The 16717-nt window shown below is 59.8% G+C and carries 13 protein-coding genes; 4 read left to right on the top strand and 9 right to left on the bottom strand.

Translation table 11 applies throughout. From position 1 onward, the window contains the following. The first annotated feature begins 253 nt into the window (after window positions 1–253). The 4 genes from DW49_RS0108320 to DW49_RS01000000128205 all read left to right on the top strand — a co-directional run bounded on the left by DW49_RS0108320 (window position 254) and on the right by DW49_RS01000000128205 (window position 6242). A complete protein-coding gene (locus DW49_RS0108320) occupies window positions 254–2059 on the top strand; it encodes a phenylacyl-CoA dehydrogenase (RefSeq protein WP_005614027.1) in 1806 nt (601 codons plus the stop codon). Between the two features lie 360 nt (window positions 2060–2419). Further along, window positions 2420–3718, top strand: a complete 1299-nt coding sequence (locus tag DW49_RS0108315; protein WP_005614028.1) for a GGDEF domain-containing protein — start codon at window positions 2420–2422, stop codon at window positions 3716–3718. A gap of 169 nt (window positions 3719–3887) precedes the next feature. Continuing rightward, window positions 3888–5666, top strand: a complete 1779-nt coding sequence (locus tag DW49_RS0108310) for an acyl-CoA dehydrogenase C-terminal domain-containing protein (RefSeq protein WP_005614029.1) — start codon at window positions 3888–3890, stop codon at window positions 5664–5666. 414 nt (window positions 5667–6080) lie between these two features. Further along, window positions 6081–6242 (top strand): YqaE/Pmp3 family membrane protein, encoded by a 162-nt coding sequence (locus tag DW49_RS01000000128205; RefSeq protein WP_002555565.1) that lies wholly within the window; start codon window positions 6081–6083, stop codon window positions 6240–6242. Window positions 6243–6282: 40 nt separating this feature from the next. Here DW49_RS01000000128205 and DW49_RS0108300 read toward each other — a convergent pair whose 3' ends face one another. From DW49_RS0108300 to DW49_RS0108265, 9 genes are all read right to left on the bottom strand, one after another. Continuing rightward, window positions 6283–8115 (bottom strand): S9 family peptidase, encoded by a 1833-nt coding sequence (locus DW49_RS0108300; RefSeq protein ID WP_024420175.1) that lies wholly within the window; start codon window positions 8113–8115, stop codon window positions 6283–6285. Next, entirely contained in the window at window positions 8078–9247 is a 1170-nt protein-coding gene (pqqE, locus tag DW49_RS0108295; protein WP_003383362.1) for a pyrroloquinoline quinone biosynthesis protein PqqE, read from the bottom strand. The genes DW49_RS0108300 and pqqE overlap by 38 nt, the downstream gene beginning before the upstream one ends. Next, on the bottom strand, window positions 9240–9536 hold the full coding sequence (gene pqqD / locus DW49_RS0108290) for a pyrroloquinoline quinone biosynthesis peptide chaperone PqqD (RefSeq protein WP_005614032.1): 297 nt from the start codon (window positions 9534–9536) through the stop codon (window positions 9240–9242). Before pqqD ends, pqqE begins: the two co-directional genes overlap by 8 nt. Further along, window positions 9533–10288: a pyrroloquinoline-quinone synthase PqqC gene (gene pqqC, locus DW49_RS0108285; protein ID WP_005614033.1), complete on the bottom strand. Its 756-nt coding sequence runs from the start codon at window positions 10286–10288 to the stop codon at window positions 9533–9535. Before pqqC ends, pqqD begins: the two co-directional genes overlap by 4 nt. A gap of 8 nt (window positions 10289–10296) precedes the next feature. Then, window positions 10297–11208: a pyrroloquinoline quinone biosynthesis protein PqqB gene (pqqB, locus tag DW49_RS0108280; protein WP_005614034.1), complete on the bottom strand. Its 912-nt coding sequence runs from the start codon at window positions 11206–11208 to the stop codon at window positions 10297–10299. 97 nt (window positions 11209–11305) lie between these two features. Then, on the bottom strand, window positions 11306–11380 hold the full coding sequence (gene pqqA / locus DW49_RS1000000129840) for a pyrroloquinoline quinone precursor peptide PqqA (protein ID WP_003422658.1): 75 nt from the start codon (window positions 11378–11380) through the stop codon (window positions 11306–11308). A gap of 135 nt (window positions 11381–11515) precedes the next feature. After that, entirely contained in the window at window positions 11516–13843 is a 2328-nt protein-coding gene (gene pqqF, locus DW49_RS0108275) for a pyrroloquinoline quinone biosynthesis protein PqqF (RefSeq protein ID WP_005614035.1), read from the bottom strand. Between the two features lie 346 nt (window positions 13844–14189). Beyond that, on the bottom strand, window positions 14190–15005 hold the full coding sequence (locus DW49_RS0108270) for a carbon-nitrogen hydrolase family protein (protein ID WP_005614037.1): 816 nt from the start codon (window positions 15003–15005) through the stop codon (window positions 14190–14192). A 17-nt stretch (window positions 15006–15022) separates the two neighbouring features. Then, window positions 15023–16702, bottom strand: coding sequence for a flavin monoamine oxidase family protein (locus tag DW49_RS0108265; RefSeq protein WP_005614038.1), 1680 nt, complete (start codon window positions 16700–16702; stop codon window positions 15023–15025). Between the last annotated feature and the right edge of the window lie 15 nt (window positions 16703–16717).

Below are 16717 nucleotides of genomic sequence, written 5' to 3'. Positions count from 1 at the left end.
CCCTGCAACACCTCCATCCTTTACTAAACTTTCGCTTACGCTTTTGTTCGCGTCTCGTGCCTGTGCGTGTGCGGTTGATAAAGCAACGTGGACGAATGGTGCGTGCTTCGCTATTGACAAGGTTTGGGCGTAAACGTATGTTTCAAACACCTGTTTGACCGCAAGGCATACGAGATTGTCTGGTGCTTGAGGCTATGCTTTCAGCGACCGCCCGGTCATTCGTTCCAGGATTCATCAGCAGAGGTTTATCGCTATGCCTGACTACAAGGCCCCCTTGCGTGATATTCGTTTCGTCCGTGATGAGCTGCTCGGTTACGAAGCGCACTATCAGAGTCTGCCAGCCTGTCACGACGCCACTCCGGACATGGTCGACGCCATTCTTGAAGAGGGCGCCAAGTTCTGCGAGCAGGTGCTTGCGCCGCTGAACCGGGTTGGGGATACCGAGGGCTGCACCTGGAGCGAGTCGGGCGTGAAGACGCCGTCCGGTTTCAAACAAGCCTACAAGCAGTTCGTCGAAGGCGGCTGGCCGAGCCTTGCGCATGACGTCGAGCACGGCGGTCAGGGCCTGCCTGAGTCGCTGGGCCTGGCAGTCAGCGAGATGGTCGGCGAAGCCAACTGGTCGTGGGGCATGTACCCGGGCCTGTCGCATGGTGCGATGAACACCATCTCCGAGCACGGCACGCCCGAGCAGCAGGACGCGTACCTGACCAGGCTGGTCTCCGGCGAGTGGACCGGCACCATGTGCCTGACCGAATCCCACTGCGGTACCGACCTGGGCATGTTGCGCACCAAGGCCGAACCTCAGGCTGACGGCACCTACAAGGTGACCGGCACCAAGATCTTCATTTCTGCTGGCGAACACGACATGGCCGATAACATCGTCCACATCGTGCTGGCCCGCCTTCCGGATGCGCCCGCTGGCACCAAAGGCATTTCGCTGTTCATCGTGCCCAAGTTCCTCTCGGCTGCCGACGGCGGTGTGGGCGAGCGCAACGCGGTGAACTGCGGCTCGATCGAACACAAGATGGGCATTCACGGCAACGCCACCTGCGTGATGAACTTCGACGGCGCTACCGGCTATCTGATCGGCCCGCCGAATAAGGGCCTGAACTGCATGTTCACGTTCATGAACACGGCGCGTCTGGGCACTGCACTGCAAGGTTTGGCGCATGCCGAGGTCGCGTTTCAGGGGGGGCTGAAATACGCCCGCGACCGTCTGCAGATGCGTTCACTGACCGGCCCGAAAGCGCCGGAAAAGGCTGCTGACCCGATCATCGTTCACCCTGACGTGCGCCGTATGCTGCTGACCATGAAGGCCTTCGCTGAAGGCACTCGGGCCATGGTGTACTTCACCGCCAAACAGGTCGATATCGTCAAGTACAGCGAAGACCCGGAGCAGAAGAAATCCGCCGACGCGCTGCTGGCGTTCATGACACCGATTGCCAAGGCTTTCATGACCGAAGTGGGTTTTGAAGCCGCCAACCACGGCGTGCAGATCTACGGCGGTCATGGCTTTATCGCCGAGTGGGGCATGGAACAGAACGTTCGCGACAGCCGCATTTCGATGCTGTACGAAGGCACCACCGGTATCCAGGCCCTCGACCTGCTGGGCCGTAAAGTGCTGATGACCCAAGGCGAGGCGTTGAAGGGCTTCACCAAGATTGTCCACAAGTTCTGCCAGAGCAATGAAGGTAACGAAGGCGTTCAGGAATTCGTTACACCATTGGCTGCATTGAACAAGGAATGGGGCGAGCTGACCCTGAAAGTCGGTATGGCCGCGATGAAGGACCGTGAAGAAGTCGGTGCTGCGTCGGTGGATTACATCATGTATTCCGGTTATGCCTGCCTGGCTTATTTCTGGGCCGACATGGCGCGTCTGGCGGCTGAAAAACTGGCCGCCGGTACGGCTGACGAAGCGTTCTACCGTGCCAAGATCCAGACGGCGCGCTTCTACTTCCAGCGCATCCTGCCGCGCACCCGCACCCACGTTGCCGCCATCCTGTCGGGCGCTGGGAACCTGATGGACATGAAAGAAGAAGACTTCGGCCTGGCTTACTAAGCCCTGCATTAGTCATGAAAACCGCCTGATCACTGATCAGGCGGTTTTTTTATGAGTGCGTTTTGGCGGATGACACGATTCAACGGGCCCTCAGTCACCTATGACTATCGTGCGACGCTGGAGCGTGCGGAACGATAACCTCAACTATCGTGCGACGCTCTGCGTCGCATGCCGTTCTGGACGCTCTTCGTCCGGTATTGAATCGTGGTGCGGCGAAAATCACGCAATAAACATTTCCAGCCTCCTGCCGTTACAGAAGTAGCTTGTTTATTGATCCTGCCGAATGCATTGTTTGCCGGCTGAGGGCACAATGCCATTATTCTGTGCGTCATGCCGATGCCGGGTAGGAGGGAACCTCTTTTGTTGCGTCCATCAACTGCACGCTTGAGTCATTTTCTGCCTTCGCTTGGCTTGCTGGTGGCGGGGTTTGCGGCTGCGTACGTAAAAGACCTCAACGTGTTTCTCACTTCGCTGTTCAACGTGCTGCCGACACTGGTGTTGCTGTTGGGCGGTGCGTATTGCTGTGTTTACCGGCGCCAGCGCGAGCTGTTTCTGATGGTCACGGTGTATATCGCCTATTACCTTCTCGACACCCAGACCGACTTTTACCGTGACAACGGCAAGGTGCGCGAGGATGCCGCGGTCATCTTCCATCTGGTCTGCCTGCTGCTGCCGGTGTTGTTCGGTCTTTATGCGGCGTGGGAGGAGCGCACCCACCTGTTCCAGGATCTGGTCGCGCAGCTTGCGGTGCTGATTGCGGTGGGCAGCGTGGCGCTGGGGCTGGAGCAGAGCTACCCGGTCGAACTGCAAGTATGGCTGGCGGATATTCGCTGGCCCGCGCTGCACGGTTCGTGGATGAGCCTGATCCAGTTGTCTTACGCGATGTTTCTGTTGTCGTTCGCCGTGCTCATCTGGCAGTACCTGGAAAAACCGCGACCGCTGCATGCCGCGCAGATCGTCGGTCTGCTGGGTTTGTTCTGGGCACTGCCGAAAACGTTCATTTTGCCCTTCACCCTCAACATTCTCTGCAGCCAGGTCATGCTGATGATCGCCGCTGCCGTTGCTCACGAGGCTTATCAGATGGCCTTTCGCGACGAGCTCACGGGCTTGCCCGGACGTCGGGCGCTCAATGAGCGCATGCAGCGTCTGGGGCGCAATTATGTGCTGGCGATGAGTGATGTGGACCACTTCAAGAAATTCAACGACACCCACGGCCACGATGTGGGGGATCAGGTGCTGCGTCTGGTCGCCAGCAAACTGTCGAAAATCACCAACGGTGGCGGCAGGGCGTACCGCTATGGCGGTGAAGAATTCGCCATCGTGTTTGCCGCCAAAACCATCGATGAATGTATGCCGCACCTGGAAGCCATTCGCGAAACCATCGCCAATTACGCGATCCAGTTGCGCAATAAAGACAGCCGTCCTCAGGACGATCAACAAGGACGCCAGCGGCGCAGCGGCGCTCACGAGGCCAGTGTGTCGGTGACGGTCAGTATTGGCGTAGCCGAGCGCCAGCCGGAGCACCGCACGCCGGAAGAAGTGCTCAAGAGCGCCGACCAGGCGCTGTATGCGGCCAAGGGCGCAGGGCGCAATTGTGTGATCGCCTACGGGCAGTTGAACCGGCGCGGCGCGGTGCGCACTATCGAAGCTGCCAACTGAGCAAATCGGCCCCTTTCTCGTGACCTGTTATGACTATTGAGTCATGACACGACCCTATGTCTCTGAAATGTTGTTCGGGTAGACTCATGGTTATCGACAGCTGATCTGCGTCATTGCGTGCATCAATCAGCTTCCACAGGTCTCTTGCACCGTGTTCACGAGGTTTGCCATGGCTGACTACAAAGCGCCACTGCGCGATATGCGCTTCGTCCTCAATGAAGTGTTCGAAGTCTCCAGACTCTGGGCTCAACTGCCTGAGCTGGCTGAAACAGTCGACGCAGAGACGGTCGATGCCATTCTTGAAGAAGCCGGCAAAGTCACCAGCAAGACCATCGCCCCGCTGAGCCGCAACGGTGATGAGGAAGGCTGCCACTGGAAAGACACCGTCGTGACCACTCCGGCAGGTTTCCCGGAGGCCTACCGGATTTACGCAGAGGGCGGCTGGGTCGGGGTGGGTGGCGACCCCGTGTTTGGCGGCATGGGCATGCCCAAGATTGTTTCGGCTCAGGTCGAGGAGATGATCAACTCCGCCAGCCTGGCGTTCGGCCTGTACGCGATGCTGACCTCCGGTGCCTGCGTCTCGATAAACACCCACGCCACCGAAGCACTCAAGGCCAAATTTTTGCCCAACATGTACTCGGGCATCTGGGCAGGTTCCATGTGCCTGACCGAGGCGCACGCCGGTACGGACCTTGGCATGATCCGCACTAAAGCCGAACCGCAGACGGACGGCGCCTACACGATCACCGGCAGCAAGATTTTCATCACCGGCGGTGAACACGACCTGACCGAGAACATCATTCATCTGGTACTGGCCAAGCTGCCGGACGCTCCTGCCGGGCCGAAAGGCATCTCGCTGTTTCTGGTGCCCAAGTTCATGGTCGGTGACGACGGCAGCCTCGGCGCGCGCAATACCGTCAGTTGTGGCTCCATTGAGCACAAGATGGGTATTCAGGCGTCGGCCACCTGCGTGATGAACTTCGATGACGCCGTCGGTTATCTGATCGGTGAGCCGAACAAGGGCCTGGCGGCCATGTTCACTATGATGAACTACGAACGTCTGGGTGTCGGTATCCAGGGCCTGGCGTCCGGTGTGCAGTCTTATCAGAACGCTGTCGAGTACGCTGTTGATCGTTTGCAAAGCCGCGCCCCGACCGGCGCGCAGAACAAGGACAAGGCCGCTGATCCGATCATCGTCCACCCTGATGTGCGGCGCATGCTGCTGACCATGAAAGCCTTCAACGAAGGCGGTCGGGCATTCTCCAGTTACGTGGCTCTGCAACTGGACATCGCCAAGTTCAGCGAAGATGACACCGCGCGCAAACGTGCCGATGATCTGGCAGCGCTGCTCACGCCAGTCGCCAAGGCTTTTCTCAGTGATATAGGTCTGGAAACCACCGTCCACGGCCAGCAGGTATTCGGTGGTCACGGTTACATTCGTGAGTGGGGTCAGGAGCAACTGGTGCGTGACGTGCGTATCACGCAGATCTACGAAGGCACCAACGGCATTCAGGCACTGGACTTGGTGGGGCGCAAGATCGTCGGCTCCAATGGCGCGCTCTATCAGTTGTTCTCGGATGAAGTACGCCAGTTCATCGGTGCCTCCGACAGCTCGCTTGGCGAATTTACCCGACCGCTGACGACAGCGTTGGACATGCTGGACGAGCTGACCGGTTGGGTGCTGGACCGCTCGCGCAGCAACCCTAACGAGATCGGCGCTGCATCCGTTGAGTATCTGCATCTGTTCGGTTACACCGCCTACGCCTACATGTGGGCAATGATGGCCAAGGCAGCAGTTGGCAAGGAGCAGCAGGAAGACTTTTATGCGAGCAAGCTGGGCACGGCGCGCTTCTACTTCGCCCGCCTGCTGCCGCGTATTCATTCGCTGGATGCCTGCGTGCGGGCTGGCAGCGAGTCGCTGTTCCTGTTGGAGGCGTCACAATTCTGACTTGAAAAAGTCGTGTAAGCATTTGCTTACACACCGTGGTGCCAATTGACCTCTTCCCAGTAAAGGGATCCAAAGTTAATCTTTGTACATGGACGTAGCGCAGGAAGCGCAACAAGACATAACAGGGACACGTAGGGAAGCCTGCCAGGACGGTGGGGTGAAAGGGAAATCAGGGAAACAGTCTGGAAAGCCCCGCTTAGGCGGGGTTTTCTTTGTCTGCGTTTTAGGGATTAAGGTTTTCGCTGCTCATCAATTCAGCCTTGAACGCCCCTCGCGCTGCGTGCCGCGGTCCTGTCTGGAGAAAGCCCCAAGAGAAAGAATAATGGCGTCGTGCCAGAGCCGGTTGAACCCTCACCGCCGGCCAGGGTCGACTAGCTGTATGGCCAATCAGAGCCAATCAATCAGGAGCTTTTCATGGACATCATTCGTATCATTTTTGCCATTCTGCTGCCTCCGGTGGGCGTGTTCATGCAAGTCGGCTTCGCTGGCGCTTTCTGGCTGAATATTCTGCTGACCCTGCTGGGCTACATTCCGGGCATCATCCACGCGATCTACATCATCGTTTCGCGTAAGTAACGCCTCGGCGCATTCGTTGATCGTTCCCCATCGGGAACGATCACACGGCCTGATCAAGCACGTCCCGGTAAAAACGCCACTCCTTCTCCAACGCATCTGCCTGGTTATGTGCCTTGCGGAAGCCATGATGCTCGTCCGGGTAAAAGTGCCCTTCGGCCTTGATGCCGTTGTCCTGCAGAGCCTTGAGCATGGCGCGGGTCTGATCCGGCACTACCACGGCGTCCAGCTCGCCCTGGAAGAAAATCACCGGCACGCTGATTCGGTCTGCATGCAGCAAGGGCGTGCGTGCCTCGTAACGTTCGATGTCCTTGACCGGGTCGCCGATCAGCCAGTCCAGATAATCGCCCTCGAACTTATGCGTGGCCTTGGCCAGTGCGACCGGGTCGCTGACGCCATACAGGCTGGCCCCTGCACGAAACACATCCTCGAAGGCCAGCGCGCACAGCGTCGTGTAACCGCCAGCGCTGCCGCCACGGATGAAGGCCTGTTGCTGGTCAATCAAGCCGCGTTCGGCCAGGTGCGTGACCACGGCGCAAGCGTCTTGCACATCCGCCACGCCCCAGGTCAGATGCAGGCCTTGGCGATAGGCGCGTCCATAGCCGCTGCTGCCTCGATAATTGAGGTCTGCAACGGCGAAGCCGCGATGCGTCCAGTATTGAATGCGCGGGTCGAGCACCGGGTAGCAGGCGGAGGTCGGGCCGCCGTGGATGAAAACCACCAGCGGCGGCTTTTGCGCACCCGTCATGGCCGGATAGAAATAGCCGTAGGCCTCGGCTCCGCCGCTGGGATAGCACAGCGCCTGCGGGCGGCTGATCAGTTCGGCAGGCAGCGGGGAGCCACCGCCTGCCAGCACGTGCACGCTGTGATCAGCGCGGGAGATGGCCAGCACTGCCGCCGTGCTCACGGCCGAAGCGGCGATGCAATAGACAAACTCTTCGTCAACCGCGAGGCTGCGAAAGCGGCTGTAACCAACGCTGAAATCCTCTGTTGAGCCATCAGCCTGACAAAGCCCCAATACCCCTGAACCGTCCTGCGACCAACTGGCCAGATAGCCGTCATTGATCGGCAGCCAGGTGCAACTGCCCAGTTGCCAGGGTGCAGACGCATGATCGGCAGGCGCAGCAGCAAGCGCAGCAAACCCGGACGGCGTTTCGCTCCACGGTTGCCAGAACCCGCCGCGGTCGGTCAGGCAATACAAGCGACTCTGGGCATCAAAACGAGGTTGCTGCAGGGATTCTTCAGCGCCGTCACCCGCAATGCACACGGCGACGCCCCATTGGCCATCGTCCTGCTTTGCCGCACACATCAGGCGGCTGTGGGTCCACGGTTGATGCGGGCGTTGCCATTCGATCCAGGCCAGGCGCTGGCCATCGGCGCTGACGATCGGTGAGGCATAGAAATCAGCGCCTCCGGCCAGCAACTGGCGCTGCCCGTCAGTCACGTCAATGGCGACCAGTCGATGCGTGTTGTGGTCTTCTTCGACGGCAAGTACCTGGCCATTGCTGAAGAACACGCCACCATAGCGTTTATCGCCCTGAGTCAGCGCAACCGGCACGCTGGCGTCCAGTGCCTGGCGGTACAGCTGCTGATCGCGCTCGTTGACGAACACCACGGCATCGTCAGCCAGGCAGAACGAACCGCCGCCGTACTCGTACACCCGGCTGCGCACGCTGAAGCCTTGCGGCGTCAGGCAGCGCTTGCTGTTGGCGTACCAGTGCCAGATGCGACAGGCGCCGTCTTCGGGGCGATATTCGTTCCAGAACAGGCCCGCCGAACTGACGTCCAGCTCGGCGAAGTCAACGCCAGCGGCGACCGCCTGTGCGGCGGTCAGGGTGTCAGGAAGATTTTGCGATGAGTCGTGAGTTTCGGTCATTGCGAAAGGCCAGCTCTTCAATGGTTTGAGTAGCGGTTTCGGACTCGTCGCGAGCCTGAGTGATGATCCCGTGGTGATAAGACTTGCTGCACACCGGGTCGGCGTTGGCAGCGTCGCCGGTCAGCATGAACGCCTGGCAGCGACAGCCGCCGAAGTCCTTTTCCTTCTCGTCGCACGAACGGCACGGCTCGGGCATCCAGTCGTAACCGCGAAAGCGGTTGAAGCCGAACGAGTCATACCAGATGTGCTGCATGCTGTGTTCGCGCACATTGGGAAACTGGATCGGCATCTGTCGCGCGCCGTGACAGGGCAGGGCGGTGCCGTCCGGGGTGACGGTCAGGAAAATATTGCCCCAGCCGTTCATGCAGGCCTTGGGACGCTCTTCGTAGTAATCGGGGGTCACGAAGATCAGTTTGCACGGATGGTCTTGCGCGGCCAGCCGGTCGCGGTACTCATTGGTGACCGCTTCGGCGCGCACCAGTTGATCCTTGGTGGGCAGCAGACCTATGCGGTTCAGGTGCGCCCAGCCATAGAACTGACAGGTCGCCAGCTCGACGAAGTCCGCTTCCAGCGCCAGACACAGCTCGATGATCTTGTCGATCCGGTCGATATTGTGCCGGTGGGTCACGAAATTCAGCACCATCGGATAGCCGTGCTTCTTCACCGCTTTGGCCATTTCCAGCTTCTGTGCGAAGGCTTTTTTCGAGCCGGCGAGCATGTTGTTCACTTGCTCGTCGCTGGCCTGAAAGCTGATCTGGATATGGTCCAGCCCGGCCTTTTTGAAGGCGATGATCTTTTCTTCTGTCAGGCCGATGCCTGAGGTAATCAGGTTGGTGTAGAAGCCCAATCGCCGTGCTTCGGCGATCAGTTCGGCAAGGTCCTGACGCACCAGCGGCTCGCCGCCGGAAAAACCGATCTGGGCGGCCCCCATTTCACGCGCTTCCTGCATGACCTTGAACCACTGCTCGGTGGTCAGCTCTTGGCCCTGCCTGGCGAAATCCAGCGGGTTGGAGCAGTAAGGGCATTGCAGCGGGCAGCGATAGGTCAGCTCGGCCAGCAGCCACAGCGGCAGGCCGACCTCCGGGGTGGGCGGTATGTAGGGGCTGTGGGTAGCAGGCGCGATATCAGACAAGATCGATCCAGTACTTTTCTTTGGCCACTTTCATGAAGTCGTCGACGTCCATTCCAAGCTCGGGGATGTTGGGGAATTCCCTTTGCAGTTCGGCGATGATAGCGGCGATCGTGCGCTCTCCATCGATCAGCCCGCCGATCAGGCTCGCGCTGTCATTGAGTTTGATCATGCCTTCCGGGTAAAGAACCACATGGGCCTTTTGCGCAGGCTCGTATTGAAAGCGATAGCCGTGGTGCCACTTGGGCGTAAGTGCTCGAAAAGCCGGATCGTGTTTTATCTCGTGCTTCATGGCGTAATCCCCTTATGCCAGACCTTCTGGTCTGTGACGCTGTGGTACGGGGGGCGGTTCAATTCATACGCCATGGACATGGCATCGAGCATGCTCCACAGAATGTCGAGTTTGAACTGCAGGATTTCCAGCATGCGCTGCTGGCCTTCATACGTAGTGTAGTGCTGTAACGTGATTGCGAGGCCGTGTTCTACATCGCGACGTGCCTGACCCAGGCGAGTACGGAAATACTCGTAGCCTGTCGGGTCAATCCACGGGTAATGCTGTGGCCAGCTGTCCAGTCGCGATTGATGAATCTGCGGTGCGAACAACTCGGTCAGCGAGCTGCTGGCGGCCTCTTGCCAGTTGGCGCGGCGGGCGAAGTTGACGTAGGCGTCAACGGCAAAACGCACGCCCGGCAATACCAGCTCCTGAGAGCGCAACTGATCCGGGTCCAGCCCTACGGCCTCACCGAGGCGCAGCCAGGCTTCGATGCCACCGTCTTCTCCGGGCGCGCCGTCGTGGTCCAGCAAGCGCTGAATCCACTCGCGACGTATCTCTCGATCCGGGCAATTGGCCAGAATCGCGGCGTCCTTGAGCGGGATGTTCACCTGATAGTAAAAACGGTTGGCGACCCAGCCCTGAATCTGCTCGCGGGTCGCGCGGCCTTCATACATCGCCACATGAAACGGGTGATAGATGTGGTAATAGGCACCCTTGGCACGCAAGGCCTGCTCGAATTCAGCCGGGGACAGCGCAGTCGCTTCACTCATGTCAGCTCCTAAAGCTCGATGCTCATGCCGTCAAAGGCGACTTCAACGTTGCGACGGACCAATTCGGCGCGCTCCGGCGAGTCTTCGTCGAGAATCGGGTTGGTGTTGTTGATGTGGATAAGCACCTTGCGCTGCTCGGGGAAGCCCTTCAGCACGTCGAGCATGCCGCCGGGCCCGTTCTGTGCCAGATGGCCCATTTCCCGGCCGGTGCGGGTGCCGACGCCACGGCGCTGCATTTCGTCATCGTCCCACATCGTGCCATCGACCAGCAGGCAGTCGGCGTCGCGCATTTTCTCGGCCAGCGCTTCATCGACCTTGCCCAGGCCCGGCGCGTAGAACAGCTTGCCGCCGGTGCGTGTGTCTTCGACCAGCAGGCTGATGTTATCGCCCGGATGCGGGTCGAAACGGTGCGGCGAGTAAGGCGGTGCCGCGCTGCGCAGCGGGAACGGTGTGAAGCGCAGGTTCGGACAGGCCGGGATCACGAAGCTACCTTGCAGCTCGATGCGGTTCCAGTTCAGGCCGCCGTTCCAGTGCTTGAGCATTTCGAACAGCGGGAAACCGGTACTCAGGTCTTCATGGACCATGTCGGTACACCAGACCTGATGCGGGCAGCCTTCGCGCAAACTGAGCAAACCGGTGGTGTGGTCGATCTGGCTGTCCATCAGCACGATGGCGCTGATGCCGGTATCGCGTAACGCCCGCCCCGGCTGCATGGGCGCAAAGCCCTGCAGTTGCGCGCGAATATCCGGCGAGGCATTGCACAGCACCCAGTTCACGCCGTCGTCGGACAGCGCGATGGACGACTGGGTACGCGCCTGCGCCCGCAGGCTGCCGTCACGAAACCCCGCACAATTGACGCAGTTGCAATTCCACTGGGGGAACCCGCCGCCAGCAGCGGAACCTAGAATCTGGATGTACATGTCAGCTCCCTGGCACACAATCTGGAACACAAAAATAAAGAACCGCTATAACCATAAAAAAAGCCCCGGCGAACCGAGGCTTCACAGCGCACTGAAATCAACGGCTTGCGAAGTACATGGTGACTTCAAAACCGATACGCAGATCAGTGTAAGCAGGTTTAGTCCACGACATAAAAATCTCCTCGGATGAATGCTACGGTTGGTGACTACATCTTAGTGCACCGCTGACGGCATACGTTCAGATGCTTAGGGAGCTATGTTACTCAATTTAACAATTTGGCAGGGCCAGAATCTGCAGGAAAGACCGTTACCGTTCAGGTAAGGATAACGGTATGGCCGCGCTGGCAGGGCGGTTGGCCACGATGAGCCAGCCGCTCGTGGCGTTGATCAGTTGGTTTACGGTGGCGAGCAGCGAGTGTGTATCCAGATTTGACAGGACGCGTTGCAGCGCTTGCAGGTGATTTTCCTGATGCCCGGCAAGGTGTGCGTGCCAGTGCATGTCTGCCTGTTGTTGATCAGGCAGGCTCGCGGCGTCGAACTGGGCAGACAGCACCCGGATTTGCTCAGGCAGATCTGCATTATCAATGAGCGCCGGCAAGCGGCCGATAAACGCCTCGATGTACTGAACAAGCTGCTCGGCACTGCAGGTGGGCGATTGCACACCGAACAGCAGCCCGGTCCTCCCGGCGATCTGCCTGATGCCGCTGAACACGGCGTACCCCAATTGCAACTCGACGCGCAGCCGCTGGTAAAACGGCGCTTGCAGCAGGTGCGCGATCAGTCGCCAGGTGGCTTCATCTTCGACTGAGGCCGTCGGCGCAGGGCAAAATACCAGCACGGCGTCTTCGGACGAGGACGATGCTTCGGTGCTCCAGCGTTTGCCGGGGCGAATGGTGGGTAGCGTGGGCGCGTCTGCTTGTCGGGTGCCCGGCGTGGCGTTCAGTGCGGTGTTCAACTGCAACTGGCTGGCGGCGCAGAACCCGCTGGCGAAGCTGATCCAGCGAGAATGTTTCCAGACGGCGTGCAGATCGCCCGTGGTTTGCACCTGTTGGCTGATCAAATAGTGATCAGCAAGATGCTTGAGCAACTGGCGAATAGCAATCAGCGGTTCACTGGCCTGCCCGGCGTGTGTCAGCGTTTCAGGTGCGGCGTGTCGCAGGCGTTGCAGCGCATGTTCGATGACCGCTGCCATCGGTGCCCGCAAACCGTTCAGCTGTATCTGCCAGTAGTGGCCATAGGCACTGAACGTCAGGTTTACACCGGCTTGCCGGGCATCCTCGATCAGTGGCGTGAGCCGGGTATTGAGCATCTGCCAAAGCGTCGGCTGCGGTGAAGGTAATTCCCAACGCAGGTAAAGCGCCGCTTCAACACCGTCGTCGGCGATGTTCTCCAGAAAGGGATTCGGCGCTGGCAGGTGCCATTCGGCCAGCTCGCCCCCCTGGTTATCTACAGGCGCCGAGCCGATCAGAGCGTTACTTGTGAGTTGTTTCAGCAGCTCGCGCAGTGCTTCAGCGCCTTGCTCACTCAACTGTGCAGGTATTTCACGACAGTGATGATGCGCCAGGCCCAGTGCTCCGCCCATTTGCAGGCGGCGCTGTTCCAGGCGTTGATATTCCTCGGTCAGCGCTGGCCACTGGGTCTCGAAGAACTTTAGCCAGCTGAAAAGCAGCGATTTTATCGTGGGTGCGCTCGCCCGATTTGCGTTGAACTCGATATCCAGCAGCAGTTGCCCATCAAACTGATACAGCGGCGTGGCTTTAAGCGAGTCGATCAGGCCCCGCTCGATCAATGTGACGATCAGCCCGCCCGGCTGCGCGGCATTCAGCCAGTGACAGAGAAACGCCACGGCCTCGTCAGCTTTGGCGGGCAGGTGCTCGCAGGCAAACAGCAGGTGTTTTTGCTCGTCGATGTGTTGAAGGCTGGCGGGGTGCTTCATCAGGGGCGCAGGGGCGTGCTGTCTGACTTTTGTGCCGCTGGCGAACAGTGCGCCATGCGTATTAGCCAGCGTTTCCAGCTCCGTCAATGATTGTGGGCCGCTCAGGCACAGGGTCATCTGTGCGGCTTGGTAAAAATGCTGATAGAAGTTTTGCAGGGCCTGCTGAAAGGCCGGGTTGGGCACCGAGAGGCTGTAGCGATTGCCGGCATGAAAGCCGCGCAACGGATGCTGAGGGTTGATCGGTGCCAGCAGACGCAACTCGTCGCTTGTTTTTGCATCGCCACGCCAGGCGATAAACTCGGCGTGCAACACCTCGCGTTCGCGCCGCTGATCGGCGACGGTCATGCGCGGCCGGGCGAGCATGTCGCACAGTCGCTCCAGCCCTTGAGCGAAGACCGCCTGCGGCAGTTCGAAGAAGAAGTCGGTGGTGCGTTCACGGGTACTGGCATTGACTTGGCCGCCGTGACGCTGCACGAACGTCATCAGGTTTTCCCCGGTCGGGAAGCGCTCGGTGCCGAGGAAAAACAGATGCTCCAGAAAGTGCGCCAGGCCCGGCCACGCCAACGGCGCATCGTGACTGCCTGCGGCCACGCGTAACGATGCCGCACTGCGCTTGAGTCGCGAGTCGTGACACAGCGCCACACTCAGGCCGTTGGCCAGCGTGATACGTCTGAGGTCAGCGGATTGCGGGGCAGGCATGAGGGCGTCCACGGCAGCAGGGAAGGCGATGGGTCATGCTAGCGGATAACCGGCGGAGTTCGCGAGCCTGGCATGATAGTTGAGATGGCCAGTACAGTCGCATGAATTGGGTCGCCTGAAACGCAGTCTTCGCGAACAAGTTCGCTCCCACGCCCTCCGGGCAGAAGCGCGATATGTGTACGGACCGGGCGACGCTTCGCTTGTCCGCGATATCTCGGTTTTGGTAGGAGCGGACTTGTCCGCGAACTGCCGGGAACCGGCAGCGAAACCATCCGCCTCGGTGCACCAGATGCAACCAAGGTGGCCGGTTTTGGACCGCTTCGCAGCCCATCGCGAACAAGTTCGCTCACAGGGGGCAGTGTAGGGCTCGGGGCAGTGACGCATAAAGCTCAGGTCTTCGATCAACAAAGTAGTCGTTCACCGTCCTGGCCTGCGCCAGCAGTGCTTTGTCCAGCGTACCCACCAGCAAGCCTTCGTCCTGATCTGCCAGCAGCGGACGGCTGCCGTCCGGTGCGCAAAGGCTGCTGAGCCCGCAGTAACGAATCTCGCCTTCGCTGCCGCAATAGTTGGCGTACACCACGTAACAGTGGTTCTCGAACGCCCGCGCCCGCACGGTCACTTCACAGACAAAGTCGTAAGGCGCCATGTTCGCGGTTGGCACCAGAATCAGCTCGGCCCCTGCCAGCGCCAGTCGGCGAGTGTTTTCGGGGAACTCCACGTCGTAGCAAATCAGCATGCCCAATCGCCAGCCGTTCAATTCGACCACCGGGAAATAGTCTGCGCCCGCCGAGAACATCGATCTGTCCAGTTCACTGAACAAATGCGTCTTGCGGTAGTTGCACAGACTGACGCCGTGCTCGTCGATCAGCTGCACAGCGTTGTAAATCTGCTGATCGGTATCGCGTTCCGGGTAGCCATACAGGATCGCAATACCATTGGCCTTCGCGATCGCGGCGATGCGCGTAGCTGCCGAGCCGTCGTGTGGCTGCGCCAGCTCACTGACCGCTTGGGCACCAATGTTGTAGCCGGTCAGGAACATCTCCGGGCAGATCAGCAACTGTGCACCTTGGACGGCGGCGCTGACGGCCTGTTGCTCCAGACGAGCCAGGTTGCCGCTGATGTCCATCGGCAGTGGCGGGCATTGATACAGCGCTATGCGCATGACGTTTTCCTTGGTTGTCAGTCAGCCAGCGTGATCGGGCCGATTTCGTGGAATACATCGCCGGGGCCCGGATTTTCAGCGTGAGTCTTGCCGCCAAAGTGATTCATGATGCCCCATACCGCATTCAGCGAGGTCTGCACCGCGCCTTCTACCCAGGCTGGCGTCCAGGACACATCGTCACCGGCGATGAACATGCCGCGCTGTTCGCTGGGCATGTCCTGCTGCATGAAGTGCGCGTACATGCGCTGGTTATAGCGGTAGTGGCCCGGCAGCGCACCCTTGAATGCGCCGAGGAAGTGCGGATCGGCCTCCCACGAAACGGTGATCGGATCGCCGATGATGCGCGCCGCGATGTCCACTTTCGGGTAGATCTTTTTCAGCGCATCGAGCGCCAGCTTCACGCGTTTTTCGATGGGTTGCGGCAGCATCTTCAGTGCATCGCTCATCCAGGAGTAGGACAGGCAGATCACCCCCGGCTTGTCGTCGCCGTTATCGAACAGATAAGTGCCACGGGTCAATCGGTCGGTAAGGGTCATGCTCATCAGGTCGCGACCGGTTTCCGGGTCTTTGTCCTTCCAGAACGGCCGGTCGACCATGACGAACGTCTTCGACGACTGCATGTAACGGGTGCGGTCCAGGGCCATCCACATCTTCTGCGAGAACAGCGATTCTTCGCACTCGATCTGGGTGGTCAACAGCCAGCTTTGGCAGGTGGTCAGCACGGCGGCGTATTGCCGGGTGTCGCCCCAGTTGTCGGTCACGGTAAAGCTTCCATCCTCGGCCCGCGCAATACGCTTCACGCCAGGACGAGGCGCGCCACGATGCAGCGAAGACAGGCTGGTGCCCTTCGGCCAATGGGCGCAACGCTCGGGCACGTGGCTCCACAACCCGACCGGCACTTGCTGCACGCCGCCGACGATCAGGTGCTGGTGCTCATCGCAGTTGGTCATCACCACACGGAAGATTTCCAGCATCGAATTGGGGAAGTCCGAGTCCCAGCCACCGGTGCCGAAACCGACCTGGCCAAACACTTCGCGATGGTAGAAAGACAGTTTGGCGAACGCCTTGGACGTCGCGACGAAATCGTAGAAGGTGCGGTCGTCCCACAACGGCACCAGCTTGTTCCACAGCTCCTTGAGGCGCGGCACATCGCGGTCGCGGATGGCTTGCTGGATGTCGCCGAACTGCGAGCCGCTTTCCAGTGCGTCGGCCCAGGCATCGGCGACTTCCTGAAACAGGGCGGGCAAGTCCGAGAGCATCTGCGCGTAATAGGTGGTGCCTTCCAGGTCGATGACGGTGCTGCCGGACGCAGCCGTCAGCGGGTTGGGAAACGGCCTGGACTCAAGGCCCAGTTTGTCGACGTAGTGAAAGAACGCCGTCGATGACACCGGGAAACGCATGCCGCCCAGTTCAGCAACAATGCCTTTGGCGCCTTCAAACTCCTGTGAGCGCAGACGGCCGCCCATCTTGGAGGCCTCGTACACCACGGGTTTGAGGCCCATCTTCATCAGTTCGTAGGCCGCTACCAGCCCGGCAATCCCGGCGCCGATGATCGCCACTTCTGCGCCATGATGTTCAGCCGGAATACTGCCCAGACCTTTCGGGTGCTCGATCCAGTCATCGAAGGCAAAGGGGAAATCAGGGCCGAACATCGTGATCGGCTTTTTGCCGTTGGCGGGGTGACGGTTGTTCTTCATGACGGACCTTGATGG

Source organism: Pseudomonas avellanae BPIC 631 (assembly GCF_000444135.1).
In the GTDB taxonomy this organism is placed as follows: Bacteria; Pseudomonadota; Gammaproteobacteria; order Pseudomonadales; family Pseudomonadaceae; genus Aquipseudomonas; species Aquipseudomonas avellanae.
Note: the sequence above shows the minus strand (reverse complement) of the source record. Positions and strands in the feature narration are given on the sequence as shown.